This is a genomic window from Rubripirellula amarantea (assembly GCF_007859865.1).
GTDB lineage: Bacteria > Planctomycetota > Planctomycetia > Pirellulales > Pirellulaceae > Rubripirellula > Rubripirellula amarantea.
Genome location: NZ_SJPI01000001.1, coordinates 2,217,239 through 2,240,243, shown reverse-complemented (window position 1 = coordinate 2,240,243; position 23,005 = coordinate 2,217,239). Strand labels below are relative to the sequence as shown.

At 52.7% G+C, this 23,005-nt stretch carries 16 protein-coding genes; 9 read left to right on the top strand and 7 right to left on the bottom strand.

Annotation, left to right across the window (positions count from 1 at the left end; genetic code table 11):
* Positions 1–137: 137 nt before the first annotated feature.
* Genes Pla22_RS08135 through Pla22_RS08120 form a run of 5 tightly spaced genes read left to right on the top strand, consistent with a single transcriptional unit; the run spans position 138 to position 5,348 of the window.
* Positions 138–1,262 (top strand): hypothetical protein, encoded by a 1,125-nt coding sequence (locus Pla22_RS08135; protein ID WP_146514170.1) that lies wholly within the window; start codon positions 138–140, stop codon positions 1,260–1,262.
* Positions 1,255–1,950, top strand: coding sequence for a hypothetical protein (locus Pla22_RS25185; protein WP_165440562.1), 696 nt, complete (start codon positions 1,255–1,257; stop codon positions 1,948–1,950). The genes Pla22_RS08135 and Pla22_RS25185 overlap by 8 nt, the downstream gene beginning before the upstream one ends.
* Positions 1,841–2,671, top strand: coding sequence for a DUF1573 domain-containing protein (locus Pla22_RS08130; protein ID WP_146514169.1), 831 nt, complete (start codon positions 1,841–1,843; stop codon positions 2,669–2,671). The genes Pla22_RS25185 and Pla22_RS08130 overlap by 110 nt, the downstream gene beginning before the upstream one ends.
* Positions 2,664–4,394 (top strand): ArnT family glycosyltransferase, encoded by a 1,731-nt coding sequence (locus tag Pla22_RS08125; RefSeq protein ID WP_146514168.1) that lies wholly within the window; start codon positions 2,664–2,666, stop codon positions 4,392–4,394. Before Pla22_RS08130 ends, Pla22_RS08125 begins: the two co-directional genes overlap by 8 nt.
* 42 nt (positions 4,395–4,436) lie before the next feature.
* A complete protein-coding gene (locus tag Pla22_RS08120; protein ID WP_146514167.1) occupies positions 4,437–5,348 on the top strand; it encodes a DUF1559 family PulG-like putative transporter in 912 nt (303 codons plus the stop codon).
* Between the two features lie 104 nt (positions 5,349–5,452).
* Here the strand turns inward: Pla22_RS08120 and Pla22_RS25180 are convergent, their stop codons facing one another.
* From Pla22_RS25180 to Pla22_RS08105, 4 genes are all read right to left on the bottom strand, one after another.
* A complete protein-coding gene (locus Pla22_RS25180) occupies positions 5,453–5,632 on the bottom strand; it encodes a hypothetical protein (protein WP_165440560.1) in 180 nt (59 codons plus the stop codon).
* A 33-nt stretch (positions 5,633–5,665) separates the two neighbouring features.
* Entirely contained in the window at positions 5,666–6,949 is a 1,284-nt protein-coding gene (locus Pla22_RS08115; RefSeq protein WP_146514166.1) for a DUF4832 domain-containing protein, read from the bottom strand.
* 69 nt (positions 6,950–7,018) lie between these two features.
* A complete protein-coding gene (locus tag Pla22_RS08110; RefSeq protein WP_146514165.1) occupies positions 7,019–7,804 on the bottom strand; it encodes an enoyl-CoA hydratase/isomerase family protein in 786 nt (261 codons plus the stop codon).
* A 182-nt stretch (positions 7,805–7,986) separates the two neighbouring features.
* Positions 7,987–10,512, bottom strand: coding sequence for a hypothetical protein (locus tag Pla22_RS08105; protein ID WP_242631873.1), 2,526 nt, complete (start codon positions 10,510–10,512; stop codon positions 7,987–7,989).
* Positions 10,513–11,240: 728 nt separating this feature from the next.
* Here Pla22_RS08105 and Pla22_RS08100 point away from each other — a divergent pair.
* The gene (locus Pla22_RS08100) at positions 11,241–13,034 is read left to right on the top strand and encodes a hybrid sensor histidine kinase/response regulator (RefSeq protein ID WP_242631872.1); all 1,794 of its coding nucleotides are present in this window, start codon (positions 11,241–11,243) and stop codon (positions 13,032–13,034) included.
* A gap of 36 nt (positions 13,035–13,070) precedes the next feature.
* Here the strand turns inward: Pla22_RS08100 and Pla22_RS08095 are convergent, their stop codons facing one another.
* Together Pla22_RS08095 and Pla22_RS08090 are read right to left on the bottom strand one after the other, a co-directional pair.
* Entirely contained in the window at positions 13,071–13,499 is a 429-nt protein-coding gene (locus Pla22_RS08095) for a response regulator (RefSeq protein ID WP_146514163.1), read from the bottom strand.
* Positions 13,500–13,603: 104 nt separating this feature from the next.
* On the bottom strand, positions 13,604–14,869 hold the full coding sequence (locus tag Pla22_RS08090; protein WP_146514162.1) for a serine hydroxymethyltransferase: 1,266 nt from the start codon (positions 14,867–14,869) through the stop codon (positions 13,604–13,606).
* A 1,057-nt stretch (positions 14,870–15,926) separates the two neighbouring features.
* Here Pla22_RS08090 and Pla22_RS08085 point away from each other — a divergent pair.
* Positions 15,927–18,911, top strand: a complete 2,985-nt coding sequence (locus Pla22_RS08085) for a zinc-dependent metalloprotease (RefSeq protein ID WP_146514161.1) — start codon at positions 15,927–15,929, stop codon at positions 18,909–18,911.
* A 120-nt stretch (positions 18,912–19,031) separates the two neighbouring features.
* Here Pla22_RS08085 and Pla22_RS08080 read toward each other — a convergent pair whose 3' ends face one another.
* The gene (locus Pla22_RS08080; protein WP_146514160.1) at positions 19,032–19,913 is read right to left on the bottom strand and encodes a hypothetical protein; all 882 of its coding nucleotides are present in this window, start codon (positions 19,911–19,913) and stop codon (positions 19,032–19,034) included.
* A 684-nt stretch (positions 19,914–20,597) separates the two neighbouring features.
* Here Pla22_RS08080 and glgC point away from each other — a divergent pair.
* Complete coding sequence (gene glgC / locus Pla22_RS08075; protein WP_242631870.1) at positions 20,598–21,872, top strand: glucose-1-phosphate adenylyltransferase; 1,275 nt, start codon at positions 20,598–20,600, stop codon at positions 21,870–21,872.
* Positions 21,869–22,804 carry a diguanylate cyclase gene (locus Pla22_RS08070; RefSeq protein WP_242631869.1) on the top strand — a complete coding sequence of 312 codons (936 nt, stop codon included), beginning with the start codon at positions 21,869–21,871 and terminating at the stop codon, positions 22,802–22,804. Before glgC ends, Pla22_RS08070 begins: the two co-directional genes overlap by 4 nt.
* The last annotated feature ends 201 nt before the right edge of the window (positions 22,805–23,005 follow it).

Here is a 23,005-nt window from a genome sequence, read left to right as displayed (position 1 = left end):
GTTCATGGAACCAGACCGGTGCTGGAACATGCGGCAATTTCCTGACCTGTAATTGAGTCTCGCTATTTGGGGTGCGCTCTATCCCTTGTCAGTCTCAAAGTTGTTACTTCTAAGCCTCGGTCAAGACGTGGTGTTTTGTGTTTCGTTTCACGATTCTTAGCATCAGCACATTTACGGGTATCCATTTAGCTTGCCTGTTTGTCGTGACATGGTCGGCAACAGGCATGGCGGACGATATCCCCAATGCTGATGAAATTCGCCGAGTCGCTTGGAACCGCGACTACTTCTTCGGAAAGAAGTATCGATATGAAATCAAAATCACCGAACACCCAGAAGCTGAACCGGGAGGCATCTATCTAAGCAAGGGAGATATTCTTTACGAAGGTACTCGTGAGCTTGTCATTGGACGTCGGAGCCAGGGCAGAAGCTCGGTGCCCATTTGCATGGTTCATTTTCAACAGAACCGTGGCGAACCGCACACGGACGAAGATCCCTTGATGACTTACTTCTCGGGTTTCGATGGCAAAGAATCGAGAGTGTTTTGGCGAGATCTATTGGTCGACTTCACCAACTGGAACCCCAATTCCTCCGCCAGCGTTCTCGCAGGTATCAACATAGCCGTCGTTTTGGATGACCCATTCTTAAACGCGCTCACACCGGCGGTATACAAATTTGATGGAATCGTCGACCACGAGCCTTTGGAATCCGTCAAAGATGATTTCACGATCATGAAGGTTAAGCACACTGCCGACCGCGATGCGTTGGAGTTTAAGTCAGAACTTCCGGAAGGGGCGAATCTGCAATACGTGGTCAGTTCTTGGCCAGAGTACCTGACGCTTGAAAGTTGGGATCACAACGTCACGCCGCATAGCAAGGTGGTTCAGGGGATGTCGGTTTCAGAACTCGTCCTCTACGGCAACTATCGCTATCCCCAAAAGGGAAAACGTGTGACCTACTCTCAGACTCAGGAGTTCCAACTTCTCGAGGTCACTGAGTTGGACGAAGCCGAACTGGCTTCTTATGATTGGTTCCCGCCGTGGCCAACCGGCACAGTTGTATGGCACGAGGAACAAACGAAGATCGAAGAAATCCCCTTTACTTCGGATCAACTAAAGAGCATTCGAGCACGTTCTGCTGAGAACCTACGATCGAACGTCAAAGCGAAAAAAGTGCCCTTCGTTTGGATCAACGTGGGGCTGGCCATCGCCATCATCGGGTTGTTGCTGCTGCGGTCGTGGCGACAGGAAACAGTCGATGCGTAGTTCACACAGGAACGCTGGCAACGCACCATTGATGTTGTCAATGAAGGCAGCGTTGCTTACTGCTTGCAGCCTTCTTTCGGATCAAGCGTTCGCCCAGCAGCAAACGGTTGGGGATACCAGCACCGTGAACGCTGCCCCGAAGGTGGCGACCGCCGGTTTTTGTGGCTACGACAGTGCGAGGTTCTGTGCGGATGAGATAGGAGCTACGTGGTCCCGAAACGAGGCAACTACGCAGCTTATGCAATCACCGTTTGTAACCCTTGGTGATATCGAACAAGCGATCAAGTCGCTTGGTCTTAACACCCGTGCGATGCTTCTCGAGCAACATAACGCCCCACATGTCAATCACTTGCTAAACCGCGGTGCATCAGCGATTGCATGGATGGCGCCAACGTCAACAGACCTCAAAAGGGAATCTTTAGGGCACTTCGTCGTCCTTCGTACGATCGAAGCGAATGGCAACGCTGTTTTGCTAGACTCGCAAACCAACGAATTGTTCACGTTTGAAATTGAAGGCACTACGGAAATTCCGATCATGGTCATCGCAACCGAATCGCTAGAACCATCCACATTGCAAATTGCTACGTCATTTTGTTCGCATCTTGTTCAATCCGGTTGGACAACTTTGGCCGGGCTCTTGGCTCTGGTTTTTGTTGCCATTGCAAAACGAACACGATCGGAGCAATAAATTGGCTAGTCTAAGTTTGGATAAAGTACGTTTCAGTTTCCTTACTTGTCTGATAGCTCTTGGTGTTGGATGCGAACAATCCAAACCAATCCAAACGCCGGAGTTTTCTGAACAGGAATACAATTTTGGATCGATTCAATCCGGCGAGAACGAAACCCGGGTGGTTGAGCTTCACAATCCGGGTAAATCCACCATACGAGTTGACCGTGTCGCTGGTAGTTGTAACTGCATCGAGACTGATGAAGGTCCGATCGAGTTAGAACCGGATTCGAGTCGCAAGATCGAACTGCGATTCACAGACGTTTTTGGCGGCCCGAACAGTTATCGCGTGCAAGCGATCGCCAACGATCAGATTTTGTGCGAAACGACGATACGTTTCGAGGGCAAAAGGCCGCTCGTGATCATTCCTCAGAAAACGTTTGCCGGTGTCGTTCCGGTAAATTCGCAAGAGGAGCTTGTAATTCCCTATCACATTCGCAATGAGCATCAAATACTGCTTACGGGAATCAAGCTTGAACCGTTGCCGACTGACGCTCCATTGCTTGTCAGCTTGGACGAATCCGACTTCGAGGACACCAATACATTTCGTTTGATCGTTCGCGGCAACCAGCAAACAAAGCGACGTGGTTTCCACCACCAACAAGTGCGGTTAGAGGTAGGACACTCAAATAGTTTTTCGACCATCGACGTATTCATCATCGTGGATCTACGAGATGAGTGAACAGTCTCGTCATACTGAGCAGCGGACCAGAAACTGCGATTGGTTAAAGTTGCTGTTGATCGCCGTCTGTGTCGTTCAAATTACCTTTCTAGTCGTATCCGCTTATCGAAGTTCTCCGGTGCGAGATGAGTTTGGTCATTTCTATGCGGGCTTGCAGTACTGGAAGCACCGCGACATCGAAACCTTCAATGTCAATCCGCCATTGATACGTGCCATCGGAACTCTGCCTGCTTATCTCCTTTGGAATGATGTGCCAATTATTGATTCGGAGCGCCGAACCGGCGTGGGGGAACAAGAGCGGACATCAGCAGATCACGTTGCTCGCGGCCGTTTTGAGTTTGACGATGGCCATCAGTTGTTCGCTCGATATCCGGAAGAATTTCAACGACACCTGTTTCTCGGACGCTTGCTGGTTGGCTCGTTTGCGGTGATGGGTACCCTGACGTTGTTTTATTGGGGGTCCATTTGTTTTGGTAAACCCGGTGGCCTGTTGGCCGCGACGTTATGGGCGTTCCAACCCGAAATTATCGCTCATGGATCACTGATCACTAACGATGTCCCTGTCGCGGCCAGCATGTTGATTGCTTGCTTTCTGTTTGCAGCCTGGTGCCGCACACCAACGTGGGCTCGCTCGATTGCAGGTGGCTTCTCGCTCGGCTTCGCTACGCTATGCAAATTCACCGCTCTATTGTTGTGGCCGTTCTTCTTGGTATTCGCGATCTATGTGGTCGTAGGTAATCGGCATGGGCGATCTACAGTCATTCTGCAATCACTGTTAGCGGTCGCGGTTTCGCTGGGGACGATTGCGGTGCCATATCGTTTCGAGGGCGTCGGCAAACCAATTGGCGAAGTTTGTTTTTTAACCGACCAACCCATCGGCACAACTTGGGAGCAAACTCCACCACGATATCGAGAACGTTGGTTTGCTAACTTACCAATGCCCGTACCTCAAGAATTTGTCGTGGGGATGGATCGCCAACAGTATGACTTTGAAACGGGCTTAGGAGGCTACGCCGCTGGCACGCTATCGGGCACCGGGTGGTGGTGGTTCTATCTCTACGCAATGCTTGTCAAGTTGCCGACGGGAACGTGGCTCGCAATGACTGCGAGCGCTGTTTGTATTTACATGCAAAGCAACCGCAAGCTCGCCGTGATCGCAAAGATTGACGTGGCGTTGGTAGGTGTGATTGCATTTGCGATGCTACAGATCACCGCCTACAAAAGCGGGTTTGCCCAACAACATCGCTACATTTTCCCATTCTACCCATTCGCTTTTTTCCTTACTGCGTCTGCGCTTCGGATCGTCGATTGGACGTCGTGGTATGCCAAGTTGACTTGGACGGGTGCTGGCTTGACAGTGGTCGCCTGCATCGGGGCCACACCGCATTGGCTGGGGTTCTTCAATCTTCCATCAGGCGGTTCGCGCGATGGCTATAAGCATCTCTTTAATGACGCAACCGACTGGGGGCAGGACTGCTATTTAGTAAGGCAATGGCTTGAACAGCACCCCGAAATCCGCCCCGTCAACATTGTGTCAATCAATGGGTTCAATTCTCAGACGCCCGAATCAATGGGCTTGCCCGATCACGTGACCATCAGCCAGGACGCCCAGCGATGGACCGTGATGAGCAAGCATGACCTCGTAGGGGCAAAGGGAATCCAGTACATCCACCGCGAGCCAACATACGAAATTGGTGTAAGTCACTTTGTCTACGAAAACTGATCCATTCAAACTCGCTAGATAGGCGGCGAAAGGAATACAACGATGCAAGGCATTCAAATACGCGAAGAACAGTCAAGGCAATCTCGCTGCGGATTTACAGTGATTGAGTTGTTGATTTGCATTGCGATCGTCGGTTTGCTCTTGTCGCTGATGAGCAGTGCATTGCAGAACTCTCGTGAAGCTGCACGTCGGACTCAGTGCCTCAACAATGTTCGGCAGTTGACTCTTGGCCTCCAACTACACCTCAACAAACTGAGGTCGTTTCCCACGAACGGTGGCCCTTCGGAAGACAGCAAAATTCGTGCTAGCGATGGGTCCATGGTCACTATCGGTACGTACGACAATAACAGCAACGAACAATTCTGGTGGGGCGTTGGATTGCCTGGTGCGAAGCCTCATGATCAAACAGGAAGCTGGGCGTATGCGATCCTACCGTCGATCGAACAACCAAGCTCTTATGAGACGATGGAAGTCGAGTCGGCAGGTCCGCTGTTCCGTTGCCCCAGCCGAAGTCGAACCGACCCCACGGTAGTGACGACTGACGAGTTTGGTGACTACACCACCGCCGGACGGGCATGGGCGCAGACCGACTACGCGGGCAACCGATATGTCATGCTGCAGAAGCCAGATGCATTGCGAGATTCAGCCATCTTGGATGGGCTAAGTCAAACAATCGCGCTAGGTGAAAAAGCATTCGATCCGGTTGTGCATGCAGCCACAACATGGCATCACGACGAACCTATCTTTTCAGGCGGCAGTCATGGAACAGTCCGTGGAGGCGTCATCATCGAACCCGATGCACCGGGCATTAGTTTCGTAAACAATTGGGGTTCGCCCCATCCCGCCGGAGCGATATTTAGCCGCTTCGACGGATCGGTGGAGATGGTGTCGTCCCAAATCGATGTCGAACTAATTCGCGGCTTGCTCTTTCCGCATGATTCCATAGTGCCCTAATCACCTAGCGTCCTGACGACCCTATGCCTTGACTACCCTATGCCCTGTTTAGCTAGTGCGTTTGCTAGACAAGAAAGGACCGAATCTCGTCTGACATTCTTGAATCAAGCGCAGCGTGCGATGGGCGATTTCGCTAGCTCGGTACCAGACTTGTCGTTGGAACTTGAGATGGCTAATACGCCTAGCTCCATCAGGCCCAACGTAGGCAACGCTTCATCTCGAACTTGCGGTGAAGCGTGGTCGAGCAAGAAAACCCAATCCAAGACATGGTGATCGACTCGCACGAATCAGCGAGACATAACATCGAGTCGTAAGTGTTATGGCAACTCGGCGATGAACGGAATGATTTCCCCCGAAACAAGCCGATCCGATTCGATGGTAACCTCGCCTGGACTTACATTAGCGATTAAGCACTCGCGAGTCTCACCGGGCAATAGTCCGCGAAGACTTGTTTCACTGCGATGAGAGTCGATCGCCACGAAGGCATCGTAGTAAGCGGGGGCAACGCCTTCATTCTTCACAACTACCCGCACGCTCGCATCGTTGGTTTGATACTCGGTAATTCGAAATCGATATCCGATAGCTTGAGATGCCTTTCGAATACGGTCCATACTTTGATAGTTAGGTTGGTCGTTTCCGATCATGAAAGAAATGTGGTAGTCAGCCGCCATTTTCTCGAAGGGAATCCCGTGGGGCCCGGTTTCTGCAAGGGCCTGCTTCTGGTCTCGACCGGTGTAGTAACTCAGTTCTCCGCCAGCCGGATTTTGCTTCCAGCGTTCACTACCAAAGAATTGCCAATTCACACCGTTCTGCTTGGCATGCTGCTTCCAAAGAAACGAATCGTCAAATACGCCGAAAGCGAGGTTTTTAAGATTCGGCTCCGATTCAAACGGTGAATAATCACCATCCGCAGCGTCTACCGAGATCATCCACCGGAGCTGATCGAACTGCTCATCAAGATGCTTTACAAACGTTCGCTGAAACGCCAATGAAGGGAAAGTTTCTCCAACCTTGCGCGGACCACTATAAATGTGGTACTCGGCCCAAAGCCCAAATCCAGTCTGCAAGTACGCGATGCGAGGGTCTGTGTCGTAGCGAGCAGCAAACTTCGTGTAGAAATCTAGCGTGAAGGCTTCGATGCTGGGGTGACTCCAATCCACAAACTCTGTCTTCTTGCCTTCACTCTTGGCGACGATCTTCTTGTAACCAGAGCTTGCCTTGACATGGGGGGGAACGGACGAGTCTTTGCCTGGGTAGACATAGTGGAACCGTAGCACTGCTTGATGCTTTCGACTTGCTACTTCATCCAGTAATTGATCGATGGATGACCAATCGTACTGCCCCGAGGCTTTGACGATGCTGTCGTAGCGGATGTAGCTAAACTCCAAGGCAATCGAATCGGATTGGGCATGATCGCTTTCGCTCCATAACACCATTCCGGTCCAAGGACTAACCGTGTCGATCGTGCGAACGAGCGGAACATCCTTCCACTGCGTTTGAGCTAGAAGCTCGCCGCCAAAGCAACACATTCCAGCGAAGAAAGCCATCACACCCCGAGCGACAACTCGATTACGTGTCGATGAAGTCGTAAATTGAACCATGGTGATGAAAACCGTCCTATAAAAGCAAGCAAGTAAAAGTAGACGAGGAAGTTGAATCCTGACTGGACACTAGGGCCATTCGGGCTCGCGTTTCTGACAAAAGGCACGGATTCCTTCGAGCGCAGATTCGGTAGTGCAGGCTGTCGCACTGTCTGCTGCACCTGCTGCAAGATGCGTCAGCATGAGTTCTCCTACTCCTTCGTTCAGGACTCGTTTGGTTGCCTGAATAGCTTCGCGAGGCCCCTGCGAACAACGAGTCGCCAAACTCGACGCGGCCACCCAAATCTGCGTTGAATCGACTGGTTTCTCAACCATCCCCAACCGATAGGCTTCATCAGCATCAATCGCTTCGCCAGAGAGACTCATGCGGGCTGCGACAGCCGCCCCGAATCGAAAAGCCAACAGCGCGGTTGTGATTCCTCCCACCAAACCTCGATTGACCGCCGTAGCCTCGAATCTAGCGGTCTTGGAGGGAACGATCACATCGGCTGCCAATGCGAGCGCGAGGCCCGCACCAAGTGCAGATCCGTCGACGCCTGCGATGACGGGTTTGGGGAAACGAAGTATCTGCTCGATCAATTCGGCGAAGCCAGTCCACAACTCGAACCACTCGGGCATCGACTCGTGGTTCGGTAGAGACGCGATATCGTTCATCACTTTCATATCGAGCCCCGAGCAAAACTCGCTACCCGCAGCGGTCAACACAACCGCCTTCGCACGTTTTTCTTGATGGACATCGCCAAAGGCTGTCTTCAGATCTTCGATGGCGGCTTGGCTAAGCGCGTTTCGGGTTTGAGTACGGTCCAACTTGATGGTGGCGATAGCACCGTGAACTTTGACATCAACATGCTGCATTGGAAGACGAGCGATAAGGGTGGCAAGTGAAAGTGCGAATTACGAACGGGTTGCAGTGCGGGTCACTGCACTATTGATGATGGGCTAGGGATGCGCACAAAAAAAGCCCCGAGGACCAAAATCCTCGGGGCTTTCGTTATTTCGTTGCTGCCTTGACGACAGCAAGATTTGATTGCTGCAGCTTACTGGCAGGTGGTGCAACCAGCACCGGTAGCCATAGGAGCTGATTCAACAACAGGAGCCGACTCGTAGCTTGCGCCACTGTTGTAGCTTGCTCCGCCGTCCATGATGACGCCTTCGCTCATCATGCCGCTGTTGTAGCTACCACCATCCATGATCACTTCGCTGCTAGCGGCTGGTGCCGAGTAGACAGGAACGGTCACGGTGGTAGGAACTTGTTGGCAAGTTTGAACTTGAACAGCCTTCATCGTGGTTACTGGAACACATACGGTGTAGGTCTCAGGCACTTGTTCGGTGACGGTGTCATAAACAGTGACGTTGTAGCTACGGGTACGAGTTTCAGGAACGTTGACGGTGTAAGACACGTCGCGAGTTCGCTCTTGTGATTCCATACGAGTCTTGTTGACCGTACGGGTACGCGTTTCGGTCGTCATCGTGGTTTGTGGAACCATACGAGTACGAGTTTCAAGGCGAGTCTTGGTCACAGGAACGCTGCGAGTACGAGTTTCCGACACCATGGTGGTGTAAGGAACGGTACGCTCACGCGATTCGGTGCGGTACTTAGTAACGTTACGAGTACGTTCTTCTTGACGAGTACGTTGTTGCGAAACCATACGAGTACGAGTTTCGGTCGACATCTCGGTGTAAGGAACGGTACGAGTACGAGTTTCCATACGGGTCTTGGTCACAGGAACGCTACGAGTACGAGTTTCGGTCGTCATCGTGGTGTAAGGAATTTCGCGGGTGCGATCTTCCATACGACTCTTGGTGACGGTGACCATACGAGTCTTCGTTTCGGTCGTCATCGTGGTCACAGGAACTTCGCGGGTGCGAGTTTCGGTGCGAGTACGAGTGACGGGTACTTCACGAGTCTTCGTTTCGCTGCGGTACTTGGTGACGGTGTAGTCACGAGTACGAGCTTCTTGACGGCACTTTCGAACTTGAACGCTTCGCGTACGTTGCTCGGTGCGGTACTTGGTTACGTTGACCATACGTTGACGAGTCTCGGTGCGAGTACGGGTTACAGGAACCATTCGCGTTTGAGTTTGCGTCGTGTAGCTGGTCACGTTGTACGTGTAAGGCACTTTGCTGGTCTGACGCTGGTAAGTCGTCGTTGGGACTTGTTCAGTGACAGTTTGAGGAACGTAAACTTGCTTGTAGCTTACCGTTGGGCCACAGCCCGAACCTGCACCTGCAGCACCCGATCCGCCACAACCATCTCCACAACCGCTTCCGCAGGTCGTGGTTGGGCAACAGCAGCAGCAACCACATCCACCAGCGGACGAACCGCCACCGCATGCTCCGCTACCATAAGAAGCAGACGCACCAGCACCGCCACCGCTAACAACGGCTTGGCACTCGTAGCTACCAACTTGCTTGGTGACAGTCTTCATCGACGTTACAGGAACGCAGGTGCTGACGGTGCGGTAAGCAGTCTTGGTTTGCTGAACAGGAACGCGAACGGTGTAGTTCTGAGCAACTTGCTCAGTGTACGGTACGTTGACGGTGTAGCTTTGTGCAACTTGCTCGGTGTAAGGAACCGTCACCGAGTAAGGTTGTTCAACCGTTTCGGTGTAAGGGACGTTGACCATGTAAGTTTGCTGAAGGGTTTCGGTGTAAGGAACCTGAACCGTGTAGTTTTGGGTGATCGTTTCGGTGTAAGGAACGCTTACTTGATACGATTCGGTACGAGTTGAAGTCACTGGAACCTGAACGGTGTAGGTTTGCTCAACTTCTTCGGTGTAAGGAACGCTTACTTGGTAAGTTTCCGTGCGAACTTGTTGAACGGGAACTTGAACCTGATAGGTTTGCTCAACGTTTTCGGTGTAAGGAACGCTTACTTGGTAGGTTTCTTCACGAGTCTTCTGAACAGGAACCTGCACTTGGTAGGATTGTTCAACTTGCTCGGTGTAAGGAACCGTAACGGTGTAAGTTTCGGCTTCGGTGTAAGGAACCGTAACGGTGTAAGTTTCGGTACGTTGCTCGGTCTTTGGAACTTGAACGGTGTACTGTTGCTCGACTGTTTCGGTGTAAGGAACGCTTACTTGATAGCTCTGTTCGACTTCCGTCGTGACAGGAACTGAGACCGTGTACTCTTCTTCCTCGGTGTAAGGAACAGCCACTTGGACCGTGTAAGATTCCGTACGCGTTTGCGTTTGGGGAACGTTAACGGTGTAAGTTTGTTCCTTGGTTTCTACGCGAGCAACTTGCTTCGTCACATTCTTCATGCGAGTTTGAGTTTGTTGCTGGTAAGTAGTGGTTGGGACCATACGGGTCTCAGTCACCATTTGCGACCGCATAACGGTCTGAGTTTGATAAGAAACGGTTGAGCCACATGCCCCACCACCGTTTCCAAGGCTTGCGCCGCTGTCGCCGCAAGCAACGCCGCCGCTACCACTGCCCATGGCGACTCCGCCACCACTAATGCATGCCGAGCCACTGTCGCAGCCTCCACATGATCCACATCCTGCTTCAACGTTGGCGGCGAATATTAACGCCACGCATAATCCGAATACTGTCTTTAACACTTGTGCTCTCATCTAAGGAACCCTCCGAAAACAACTCACAGCCTGTGAGGCCACAGAAGAAATACGAGGAAGTCTTTAACGGCTGCGTAAAATGGGCGGGATGCCCAACAGCCGGTCAGTTTTAGGGTTTGACCCGCCTAAGTCAACTACTGCCATTCCGAAAGCTAGGGAAAAAGGGCAAATTAACACGCCATTTTCCGCTGTTTTTGATTAGGAACTTGCAAGACACGTCGGTTTACCGAACGCTCAACACGACACCCAATGTTGGTCGAATTGGCCCCCCAAGAATTCGTGGGTCCACTCGGTCATGCCACTTGGTCATACCACTCGCATCACGCCTTTGCATTTCGTGTAAGCAATAGACATTTCGTGCAAGCAATAGAAACGACGACACCATCCGGGGTGCGTGACCTCAACCCTAAAACAGGCGAGCGAAATAGTAGAAAGCTGGTCGTCAAAGGCAACTCTACTTTTCACTCAGCCCACGGTGTCCTTCACAGTGTTGTTAGCGGTAAATGTGACGCCTTCCCCACCAATCTGGCTTTTGCGCCTATGACAAATGGATTCAGTGGGCCTATCATGCCGAAGTCGAATAACTCGAAAACATTTTTCGTCAAAATTTTGCATTCCTCCTTCAACGCTCATCCGCCGACTGGAACCCAACTGTTCCCTCGCACCGATGCAGCAATGTTGAAGTTCCGACTGAAAGCGGACGGAGCAATGGGTTGGTGAGTAAATCTCCAAACGCAACGCAGGCAACGAGCCAACCACGCAAACTCATTTGCGTTGGGGACCCGGGGACACTCCCGGCCGACGTCGAGCTAGACAATGTGATTGTGGTCGATACTTCGATCGCCGTTGTTCACCAACTCAATGAACCCTCGATAGACGGGGTTTGGATCGCAAGGGACCAGTTCCCTCAATTAAGCGAGCTGCGAGGGATTGTCCAAAGTGGGTTCATGTTGCGAGACATGCCCGAAGGTGTCGCTCTGCTAGACGCCGATATACGTGTGCTGTGGGCCAACCGCCGACTCGAAACCTGGGCCAACCGCGAAGAACCGCTCGCGGGCATGAACTTTTACGAGGTGCTCTCGAACCCGGAAATCATGGGACCGGACTTCTGCCCATTCCATACCGCTCTTGCAACCAGCGAGGAAAGCAACAGCACGCTGCACACGGCCGACAACCGTTACTTCCAAGTTCATGCTGCACCGCTGATTCAACCCGGACAAGAGCTTCGGTTGATTGTCACAATCAACGACATCACCGAAGAAATTTTGCAGCAGCAAAAACTCGCCGCCATCCATCAAGCCGGACGTGAACTCGCTGACTTGCGGCCCAATGAGATCTTCATGATGGAGGTCGACGAACGGATCGACCTGCTGAAAGAGAACATCCGTCATTACCTAAGCGATTTGCTTAATTTCGAAGTCATTGAAATCCGCTTGCTTGAGCATGCCACCGGCAACCTAGTCCCGCTGCTTAGTGTTGGGATTGATCAAGACGCCGCCGATCGACAACTCTACGCTCACCCGCAAGGCAACGGGGTAACGGGTTACGTTGCGGCTAGCGGCCGCAGCTATGTTTGCCATGACGTCGAAAATGATCCGTTGTTCATTCCCGGCATGATCAGTTCCCGCAGTTCAATCACAGCACCGTTGATCCTGCATGATCAAGTGCTCGGAACAATCAACGTCGAAAGCCCTGACCCGAACGCGTTTGGCGATAGTGACCTTCAGTTTCTTGAAATCTTTGCGCGTGACGTTGCCTTTGCGCTGAACACGCTTGAACTATTGGTTGCTCAAAAAGCAAACACGGCACAACAAAGTTGCGATGCAATTCACAGCGCGGTTGCAATGCCGATCGACGCTATCCTTAACGATGCCGTCAACGTGATGGAAGGCTACATCGGCCATTCACCTGAAGTCGTTGCTAGGCTGCAAAGCATCTTGCGAAATGCTCGCGACATCAAGCAAACGATTCAGCAGGTCGGGCAAAAGATGACTCCGCTTGAAGCCGTTCCCGCCGGCGTTCAACCCGCTCAGCACAAGGCCCTTCGTGGCAAACGCATTCTAGTGGTGGATGCCGATGATCAAGTGCGTGAAGACGCCCACCGCTTGCTTGAACGATACGGATGCATCGTAGAAACCGCGCACAGAGGTGAAGAGGCCGTATTGATGGTTCGCGGCAGTTCAGGCGTGGTGAACTACGACGCCATCATCGCCGACATTCGCCTGCCCGACTTCAGCGGCTATCAATTGATGCTGCGTTTGGGCGAATTGATGGATCATGTTCCGATGATCTTGATGACCGGGTTTGGCTACGATCCAGGACATTCGATCGTGAAGGCTCGCCAAAACGGCTTGCATCCCAAATGCGTTCTTTTCAAACCATTCCGCTTGGACCAACTCGTCGACGTGGTCAAAACGGTGCTCGACGTTAGTGAAGAGGCTGCTAAGAAAACATCGAACGATAGCGATGATTCAGAATCCACCAACCTGACGTCGCAAAGCGAAGCCTAAAGCAGACTGCAAATTGCAATCGAGAGAACGCGAACCCTAGTTCGGCTTTTCCATCTCTTCGATGTAACGACGCAATCGCTCCAGCTCATCTTCGGTCCCTTTTAGCTTAAGCATGTTGTCGACGCGTTTGAGCAACTCGATCTTGTTGACCGGCTTGCTAAGGAAGTCATCGGTGCCAGCCTGAACAGCTCGTTCGATGTCGCCGAGCTCACTAAGGGCTGTCACCATCAACACCATCACGCGTTTAGTCGCGGGATCGTCCTTAAGCTGCTTGCAGACTTCAAAGCCACTTAACTTTGGCATCATCACGTCCAGCAGCACCAAGTCGGGCTTGAACTTGGCAACCTTTTCGAGCGTATCGACTCCGTCGACAGAAATTTCAGTTTCGCAGTCAACATTCGATAAGTAAGCCTCGAGAAGTTCTCGGTTGGCTTCATTGTCGTCAGCGATCAGAATACGGTGCATCGTGTTGGTTCAATTGGACGGCGGGACAGTGACGGCAACATTGGCGTGGTGATTGGCACCACGCCATGTGAAATTAGCCGGTTAAAATCAAAAACCCATTGTAGTTAGGCCACCGGCTGAGCCGTAGCGACTCGTCCGGCAGGCACTGGGAAAGCATCACACATCACACGAATCTCTTCGCGGATGGTTTCGTGAAGCGCCCCATCATCAGGCGAACTCAACGCCTTGACGATCCAATTGCCCACTCGCTTCATCTCTTCGGTTCCCATTCCGCGAGTTGTCAAAGCAGGAGTCCCGATTCGGATCCCCGACGGATCAGCAGGACGTCGCTCGTCAAACGGGATCATGTTCATGTTGACGGTGATACCGCAAGCGTCGAGAACCTCCTCGGCCTTCTTACCACCAAGCCCAACGGCCGTGACATCAACAAGCATGAGGTGATTGTCAGTACCGCCGCTGACCAAACGCAGACCGCCCGCCATCAACGTTTCGGCAAGCGTCTTGGCGTTATCGACCACCGATTGTCCGTAGACCTTGTACTCAGCCGTCATCGCTTCGGCAAAACAGATTGCCTTACCCGCAACCACGTGCATCAGTGGCCCACCCTGGGTTCCAGGAAAAACGTTTCGATTGACAAGCTTCAAGTGCTCTTCCTTGCACAAGATCAATCCGCTGCGAGGCCCTCGCAAAGTCTTGTGAGTGGTCGTGGTGACGTAGTCAGCATAGGGAACAGGACTATTATGAATTCCCGCGGCCACCAATCCAGCGTAGTGAGCCATGTCGACCATCAACTTCGCGCCGACTTCTTCAGCGATTTCGGCAAAACGATCGTGAGGAATTTCGCGAGGATAGGCACTGGCACCAGCGACGATCAATTTAGGCTTGTGTTCGCGAGCCAGAGAGACAATCTGATCGAAGTCCAAGCGATGATTCTTGGGGTCAACACCGTAGCTGTGGAAATTGTAAAGCCTTCCGCTAATGTTCAGCTTCATGCCGTGGGTTAGGTGACCACCTTGAGCCAAGTCGAGCCCCAGGACGCTGTCGCCCACTTCGAGGCAGCTCAAGTAGACAGCCGTGTTGGCCTGGGATCCGGCGTGCGGTTGCACGTTGGCGGCTTCGGCACCGAACAGCTTCTTCGCTCGTTCGATCGCGAGCGTTTCGACCACATCGACATGCTCGCAACCACCGTAGTACCGTTTCCCCGGATAGCCTTCGGCGTACTTGTTGGTCAGCACGCTGCCAACAGCCTGCATAATGGGCAGGCTGGTGTAGTTTTCGCTGGCGATCATTTCAAGCCCGTCCTGCTGGCGAACGGCTTCGGCTTGGATCGCGTCCCAAATTTCCGGATCTTGCTGTTGAAGTGGGTTCATGAAAAAGGTTGTTTTGAGAAGGAACAGGGGAAAACGAAAGCAACAACAGAAAATCATCTGCGGCATTCATGGCTAGCGATCGCATCACTTTAGCACCAAGGCCCAATTGTCAGGCCTCTGCCAAACATCGTCAATGTCTCCGCGAATCAATGTCTCCGCCATTCGACGTCTCCGCCAATCGTTGTTTCCAAAGGAACTCGCCTCAATCAGGAGTCCTTTGAGCGTTATTCGCCTGGCGACTCCGAAAAACCAAGCAGAACGAGGCGGGATAACAGAAGGACCGAAACGCAGAACATGTCGCAACGGGCCCGAGCCAACCCGCAGTAAGTCAGCCTCGTCTGAAGTCGCCTTTGCGACACGAGCCCCCACTGGCTGGATAGATGGCGGCTGGATAGATGGCGGCTGGATAGATGGCGGCTGGATAGATGGCGGCTGGACAGATGGCGGCTGGGATGGCTGGACAGAAATCCGCCTGGTGCCTGCTGCGATCGGCCTCCTCGTGCAAACGCCTCTTGTCCTGCAAGCTGGCCCGTCGGCTGCTCCGCGGGGTGTACGCCCATTCAAAGTCGAACTGACGAACTCGCTGGCAACGTCAATAATTGCCAGCCCCCGGGCGTGGGCACTTCGATGGTCTTTGGACTTCGATGGCCTCGGGACAAAACACAGAGCTTTTGATTCCCGAGCCCTTGGAGTGCCGGTGTATCGAAATCCTGTGCCTCGCGAATCGGCTTGCCTGGGAAATCGGCTTGTTTGCGAATATCGGCTTGCCTGGGGAAAAACCGGGCCTGGGAGACACCTGACAACCGTGGGCGGCAGCCCGAGCGTCTTGAATCAGAGAGAGAGCGTCCCAGCACAAAAGCAATGCATTTTTTCCCTACGGTCCCCTCAGACGCTACAACCTGTTGGCAATCTGCGACGATCGCGGTGGGTTTACCGTCGGCAAGTTCGCCAGAAAGGCTAAACTAAAGGGACATCGCTCTTGAGTCTCCGCACGGAACTTGGGCGTCCCGCGCTGCGCCTCCGCTCGCCCCCTTCCCATCTTGCATCCTCTTTTCCAATGCCTGGAATGAAATTCTATACCCAAGCTTTGATCGCTTTCGCGCTCACATCGTGCATTGCTCCCGCAGCCTTTGCCGAACTACCTGAGTTTGACACGGTATCCAAGGACTACACGAAAATCACGGTTTCGGACCAGCAGAATCCCAAAGGTCTATTCGACGTTTGGAAGCGAGAGAAGGATTCTCAGATCCTTGTCGAACTGCCAAAGAACTTTGCTAATCGGCGTTATTTCATCGCCCTGACCGTGAGTAGCGGTGACGAGTATGCCGGTTTGCAATCGGGTGACTGGGTGGTGCAATGGCGACGCTACGATGATCGACTTGCTTTGATCGCCCCCAACTTAGACACGCGCGCCACCGGCGACGCGGAAAGCAAAGCTTCGGTCAAACGATTGTTTACCGACAAGGTTTTGCTCGACGTGCCGATTGCTGCGATGGGACCAAGCGGCGGCCCGATGGTTGATTTTGATTCACTGCTAGTTGGCAACGCGCGCACATTCTTCGGATCATCCGTTCGCGTAACGAACACTCGTATCATGGACTTGAAGTCAGCGAAGGTTTTTCCTGACAACGTCGAGTTCGCATTCGAAATCGTCGGTGTTGGCGGAAAGCTCCAAACGATCCACTATTCGTTTAGCGAAGTTCCTTCAGCGAAAAGCGGCTTCACTCCACGCAAAGCAGATGAGCGTGTCGGTTACTTTACGACCACGTACTCGGACTTAAGCAAGTACAAAGAAGACGAAACACGTGTCCGCTATATCAATCGTTGGCGACTCGAAAAACGCGACGCAAAGCTCGCCCTTAGCCCACCCAAGGAACCCATTCGCTTTTACGTTGAGCACACCGCACCGGTCCGCTATCGACGTTGGATTAAAGCGGGTGTCGATTATTGGAACAAAGCGTTCGAGAAGGTGGGAATCGTTGATGCAATCGTGATCGAATACCAAGATGCCGAGAGTGGCATTCACATGGAAAAAGATCCCGAAGACGTTCGATACAACTTCATCCGCTGGCTTAACAACAACGTGGGTACCGCGATTGGCCCAAGTCGAGTTCACCCCGAAACGGGAGAAATCCTCGACGCCGATATCATCTTGACCGACGGTTGGATCCGGCACTTCAACTACAACTACGAGGACCTGCTGCCTCAGTTGGCAATGGAGAATTTTCCGCCTGAAACGCTAGCGTGGCTCGGTCAACACCCAACTTGGGACCCAAGGATTCGGATGGCTCCCCCAGAGCAATCCAACTTTCTGCGCAATCGTTTCGCGATGGAATCCCAACAGCCGATGGCTGGATTCAAAATGGCAGCGGCCGACCCGAGCTTGCTCGGCGATGACGAGTTCGACGGACTCTATGGTTCGATCAGTCAAAAGAATGGTTTGTGCATGGCAGCGAGTGGACGCAGCTTAGACCTTGCACTCACTCGCATGGATTGGGCCCTAACGTTGCTCGAAGAAGAACAAACAGAAAAGAAGAAGGACGAAAAGAAATCCGTCAAAGAGGACGCTGCCAAAGCAGACTCTGACAAAGCCGAATCTGACGAAAAAGAGGTCAAGGAAGAAGACGAGGACGACAGCGAGAAAGAGGACGAAGAGTCAGAAAAGGAAAAGTTAGCCAAGAAGAGAAAGGCCGAAACCGAGGACAACTTGATCGACGGCATGCCGGAGTGGTTCGTTGGTCCATTGCTTGCTGATTTGGTTGCACACGAAGTTGGGCACACGCTAGGACTGCGCCACAACTTCAAAGCATCGTCGCTGCACAATCTCGACGAAATCAACAGTGAAGAAGTCAAGGGAAAGAAGACCTTCAGTTCGTCGGTGATGGATTACCTGCCCATCAACTACCGTTTCGAATCTGGGGAAGTGCAGGGTGATTACGCGATGATCGACATTGGCCCCTATGACTTCTGGGCAATCGAGTACGGATACACCTTTAATGACAAAGACCTTCCAGAGATTCTTAAGCGATGCACAGAGCCCGAACTTCAATATGCAACTGACGAAGACACCACGGGTCCCGATCCGCTAGCGCGTCGTTACGACTTCGCGAAGGATCCTCTCGATTACGCCAACGAACAAATGAAGTTGGTCAAGTTGTACCGCGAACGTATTTTGGATCGCTTCGTTAAAGATGGCCAAAGCTGGGCTCGCGCTCGTCGTGGTTACGAACTTACCCTCGGTTTGCAAACTCGGGCGGCCAGCATGATGGCCAACTGGATTGGCGGAGCGTTCGTTAACCGTGACAAGAAGGGTGACCCCGGTGATCGCCCACCGGTGGAAGTCGTTCCTGCCAAACAACAACGAGACGCGTTGAAGTTTGTGATTGAAACATCGTTCAGGGATGAAGCGTATGGCTTGACCCCGGAAATCCTCGAACGAATGAGCGCCGACAAATGGCTTGATGGCGGGTCGCACTCGTCAATGTCGGTCGAGGCCGCATGGCCGATTCACGATCGTATTCTTGGAGTCCAGTCATCGGCCCTGACGTGGTTGATGAACCCAACCACTCTGCGCCGCGTCTATGACAATGAACTACGCTTGCCCGCCGACCAGGATGCGTTGACGTTGCCCGAACTGCTGAACACTCTTAACGATGCAGTTTGGTCAGAACTCGATGCGGATTGCCCAGCGGATCGCAATGACCGCAAACCAATGATTTCATCACTCCGCCGAAACCTGCAACGCGAACATATGCAGCGGTTGATTGATCTGATCTTGGAAACGTCAGACCGAAGTGCGGCGGCGAAACCGATTAGCAACTTGGCTCGCATGCAGTTGCGATCACTCACCAAACGCATCGAAGGTTCTATCGCAAAGTGTGGGCCGAAGATGGACTCCTACACGATTGCCCACCTTACCGAATCTCAAGAGCGAATTGAACGTGCCTTGGAAGCTGGTTACACCTACAACGGTGGTAACAAGCAGCAGCCGATTCTGATGATGATGCTCGGCAAGGAACACGGCAAATCGGAAGCGAAGTAGGTTCACAGGACATCGGCGGCTACTGCAGGCAAACACTTGGCACTAGCCGCCGCTTGCTGTTTCATGGCTTTGCTTTATGACGCAGCGAGTTTGATTGATCGTTGACCGACGTTGCGGAAACTAGAATTGCCAACTCGCTTGCACGAAGACGGCATCGTCAAGGTCAAAATCAAGATTGTCGTTGTCGTACTCAAGCGAACGGCCGAATGAATATCCGGCTTCGACGTAGGCGCCGCGGTTGCCACTGCGGATCACCTCATAACCGCCCATGACTCGATAATCTCGCAGGGTCAGTAGGTCGGTGCGATTGTCGTCACGCGTGACGGCAAATGTGTTACCGCCGAAGGAAGCTCCGATAAACGCCCATCCTTCTGCCTCACCGCCGTCTTTCCATAACCGCCGAGCAATCCTGGGACGCGGAATCATTCCGTCGAACTGCCACTGTGGAGTCGGTGTCCAAACAAACCCGAAAGCGGGAAGGACTCCGACATCTTCTCGGTCAAGGAACACCGCGCCGGCAGATAGCTTTAACGTCTCGCGGCATTGGTAGTTCACCAACCCGAGTCCAAAAATACGAAAGGCTTGGTTGTCGGTGGTGAAGTCGCTGCGAACGGCAGGACTGACGACTAACGTGGTGGACACCCGAGGTGTCCAGGTACGTTGGTTTAAGAACGTTACCCCAGTGTCGTAAACCGTCGACGGGACATCCACGTCCGTGGGACCATCCAGGTGCAATGCTCGAAAGTACGGCCGCATGCCCAGGATGTTGTCCATGCTGCCGAGTGGCAAACCAAAGCTGACGCGAGCCTCTTCAAAGCTCCAATTCAAGCCACCGAGGCGATCGCCCGTGTCGGCGAAGTATCCGCCTAGGACCTCAGCACCTTGATAGAAACTGCGTCGAAACTTCTCGATGGGAACTTCCGTAATCTCAGCGAGCATCGGATTGACGTGCGGGTTGGGCTGCGCGTACGGAGCCAATGGCACCACCACTTCGTTGGCCATCTGACCAAAACAGTTCGAACTTGAACTGTTAAGAATCGCCAAACACGCCACGGAGATTGCGCACGTCCACAAATCAAGCCCGCGCTTGACGATGCGTTGTGTCGTTGTTGCTGGGGAAGAACGCATGTATCCACAATGAGCCAACGGTATGAATGGGATTGGATGTACCAGAATCGTTCGGCGTAGCGGAAGATCGTTGATCGCTGCAAACGACCTGTCATCAACCGACGCACGTTTGCAGATGCGTTCTACTTACGCAATTTACCCAAAGTCAACCATTGGTGAATTGCAGTCCGATTATCGATCTGCATCTTGGTGGCCCTCGTGTTTGAGAGACGATCCAATCTAGCGACTCGCGGATTTAGGATCGGGGCCGAGTGGAATCGTGACTGAGTGGAATGCAGAATGCTGGAAAGAGGAATTACGTGACGTTTTGCAAGACCATTCGGCGGAATTGACTATCGCACCAAACCGCTTGAGTCTGGTAAACTTTGATTGCATTAAGGAATCGTTCAGAAACCACTTCGCCACACAACTCTTCCTTGGAAGATCCGATAGAAGCGGGAATAAGACAGTCATGTCGTTCTCTCTCGATCGGTACGATCTCGAATTATCTCGCTGTGCGGAACTGCGAAGATCCACGTGTCGAAAGTCGTTCTGGACTATCCCTAAACAACCAATGGAATGTGCAGGAATCGAATGCGAGACACGGTAACGGTAATTTTGGCAGGAGGAAAAGGTTCGCGCCTGGAACCTCTGACCCGCGATCGCGCAAAACCGGCGGTTCCGTTTGGCGGTTTGTACCGGATTGTTGACTTTGTCCTTAGCAATTGCCTTAACAGCGGCATGCGGAAGATCCTACTGTTGACGCAGTACAAGGCTCAATCGCTCGATCGGCACATCAACCTAGCTTGGCGCAACTACTTTTGCCGTGAACTGGGTGAGTTCATTGACGTCGTTCCGCCTCAACAGCGATTTGACGATAGCTGGTATCAGGGTACCGCCGATGCGGTCTATCAAAACATCTACGCCATCGAACGCGAAGAACCGCGCGACGTTGTCATCCTAGGCGGCGACCACATCTACAAGATGAACTATGGCCCCATGGTCGAATTCCATCGCAAGATGGATGCGGACATCACCATCGGTGCACTTCGTGTTAGTCGTGACGAAGCCAAAGAATTTGGCGTGATCCAGGCTGACCTCGACCATCGAATCGTCGGTTTTGAAGAGAAGCCAAGTGAACCCAAGACGACGCCAGATGACCCCGATGTGGCTCTTGCATCGATGGGCATCTATGTCTTTAACGCGAGATTTCTTTACGAGTGCCTTTGCGACGACGCTACCTACGAGGACAGCGACCACGATTTTGGCAAGAACATCATTCCGGCAGCCATAAAAACCAATCGCGTATTCGCGTTCCCTTTCTTGGACGAGAATCGCAAGCGAGATGCATATTGGCGAGACGTCGGCACCATCGACGCGTACTTCGAAGCGACAATGGATCTGATCGACGTCGATCCGCAACTCAATCTTTATGACGCTCAGTGGCCTATCCGCGCTCACCAACCCATGCTGCCACCACCGAAGTTTGTCTTTGGCAGCGAAGGTGGGCCATCGATTCGTCGAGGCGAGGCGTTGGATTCCATTGTTTGTCAAGGCGCTATCGTCAGCGGCGGACGTGTTCATCGAAGCGTGCTTGGTCCCAACGTACGGATCAATAGCTACGCGTCGGTCGAAGATTGCATCCTATTCGATGAAGTCGAGGTGGGACGTCGATGCCGACTACGTCGCGTGATCGTCGACAAAGGCGTGCAGATTCCACCCGAAACCGAAATTGGCTTCGATCCCATATTCGATGCCCAACGGGGCTTCACCGTTACCGAAAGCGGTCTGGTTGTGATTGCACGTGGTGAACAATTGGTAAACACCGGTGAAACGGTGAGCGTTGTTCGATGATGGAAAATATTACTCCTTTGCTAATCGGAATCGTTCTTGGAATTATCTTGCTGGCTGTCGGTGTCCTCATTGGGATGCGATGGGCGCGTTTGCGATCCCAACAATCAGGTGAAATTTTGTCCGAAAATGACCGCGAGCAGATGCTGCAGTTGTTACATCAACTGGGCTCCTGGACCAACGAGTATTCGGGCAATGTCTCGGATTACCAAAACGAATTAGGCAAACTTAGCGAAGCCGTTCGAGCGAGCCTCAATCCGGCTGCCGGACCTGTTGCCGAAAACAAAGTCATGATGCTGCTGCAACAGATCATGAATAGCAACGGCGAACTGCAAGATCGCCTTGAAGCGGCCGAACGCCAGCTCGACAAGCAAACCCAGCAAATCGAATGCTACCTCACCGAGGCTCGCACCGATGGGTTAACTGGACTCTTCAATCGTCGCGCTTTCGACAAACGACTCGATGAAGTGTTCGCAGCCTATCGAAGCGGTGGACGCTCGTTTGTGTTGGTGCTTGTCGACATCGATAAGTTCAAGTCCATCAACGACAACCACGGTCATCAAGCGGGCGACCAAGTGCTGCAGCAGCTTGCCTCGACGCTGCGAACGGAACTTAGCAGCGCCATCATGGTCGCGAGATTTGGTGGAGAAGAGTTTGCCGCCATTCTTGACGGACCGCTTCGCGTAGCAGCCGAAAAGATGAACGAAGTCCGCAAGACAATCGAACATCATCCCATGGCCGCTGGCAATCTGTCGCTGGACATCACCGTCAGCGTTGGACTGAGTGAGCCTCGCGAGGATCTCGCGTCGAGCCCAGTCATTCGGCGAGCTGACGAGGCTCTTTATGCGGCTAAAAACATTGGCCGTAACCGTGTCTACTACCACGATGGTCGAGCTCCCGCACTGGTCGGTGCCCCGGAGATCGCTCGGTCGTGAACGATCGGGTTTAGATCCTGTTAGGCAAGATTCAACTAGCCAAGACACGCTGACCCAAGATCCGCCCAGCGTTGATCGGTTTAGCCATGCTAGGTTAGACATTCATTCTGACGCGTGACCTTCCGTTCACGCCTCTTCGTTTGTCACCCGTGGCTATCGAGGGAGAGTTTTCTTTTCTTGACAAGTTGAGTTTAATGGAGA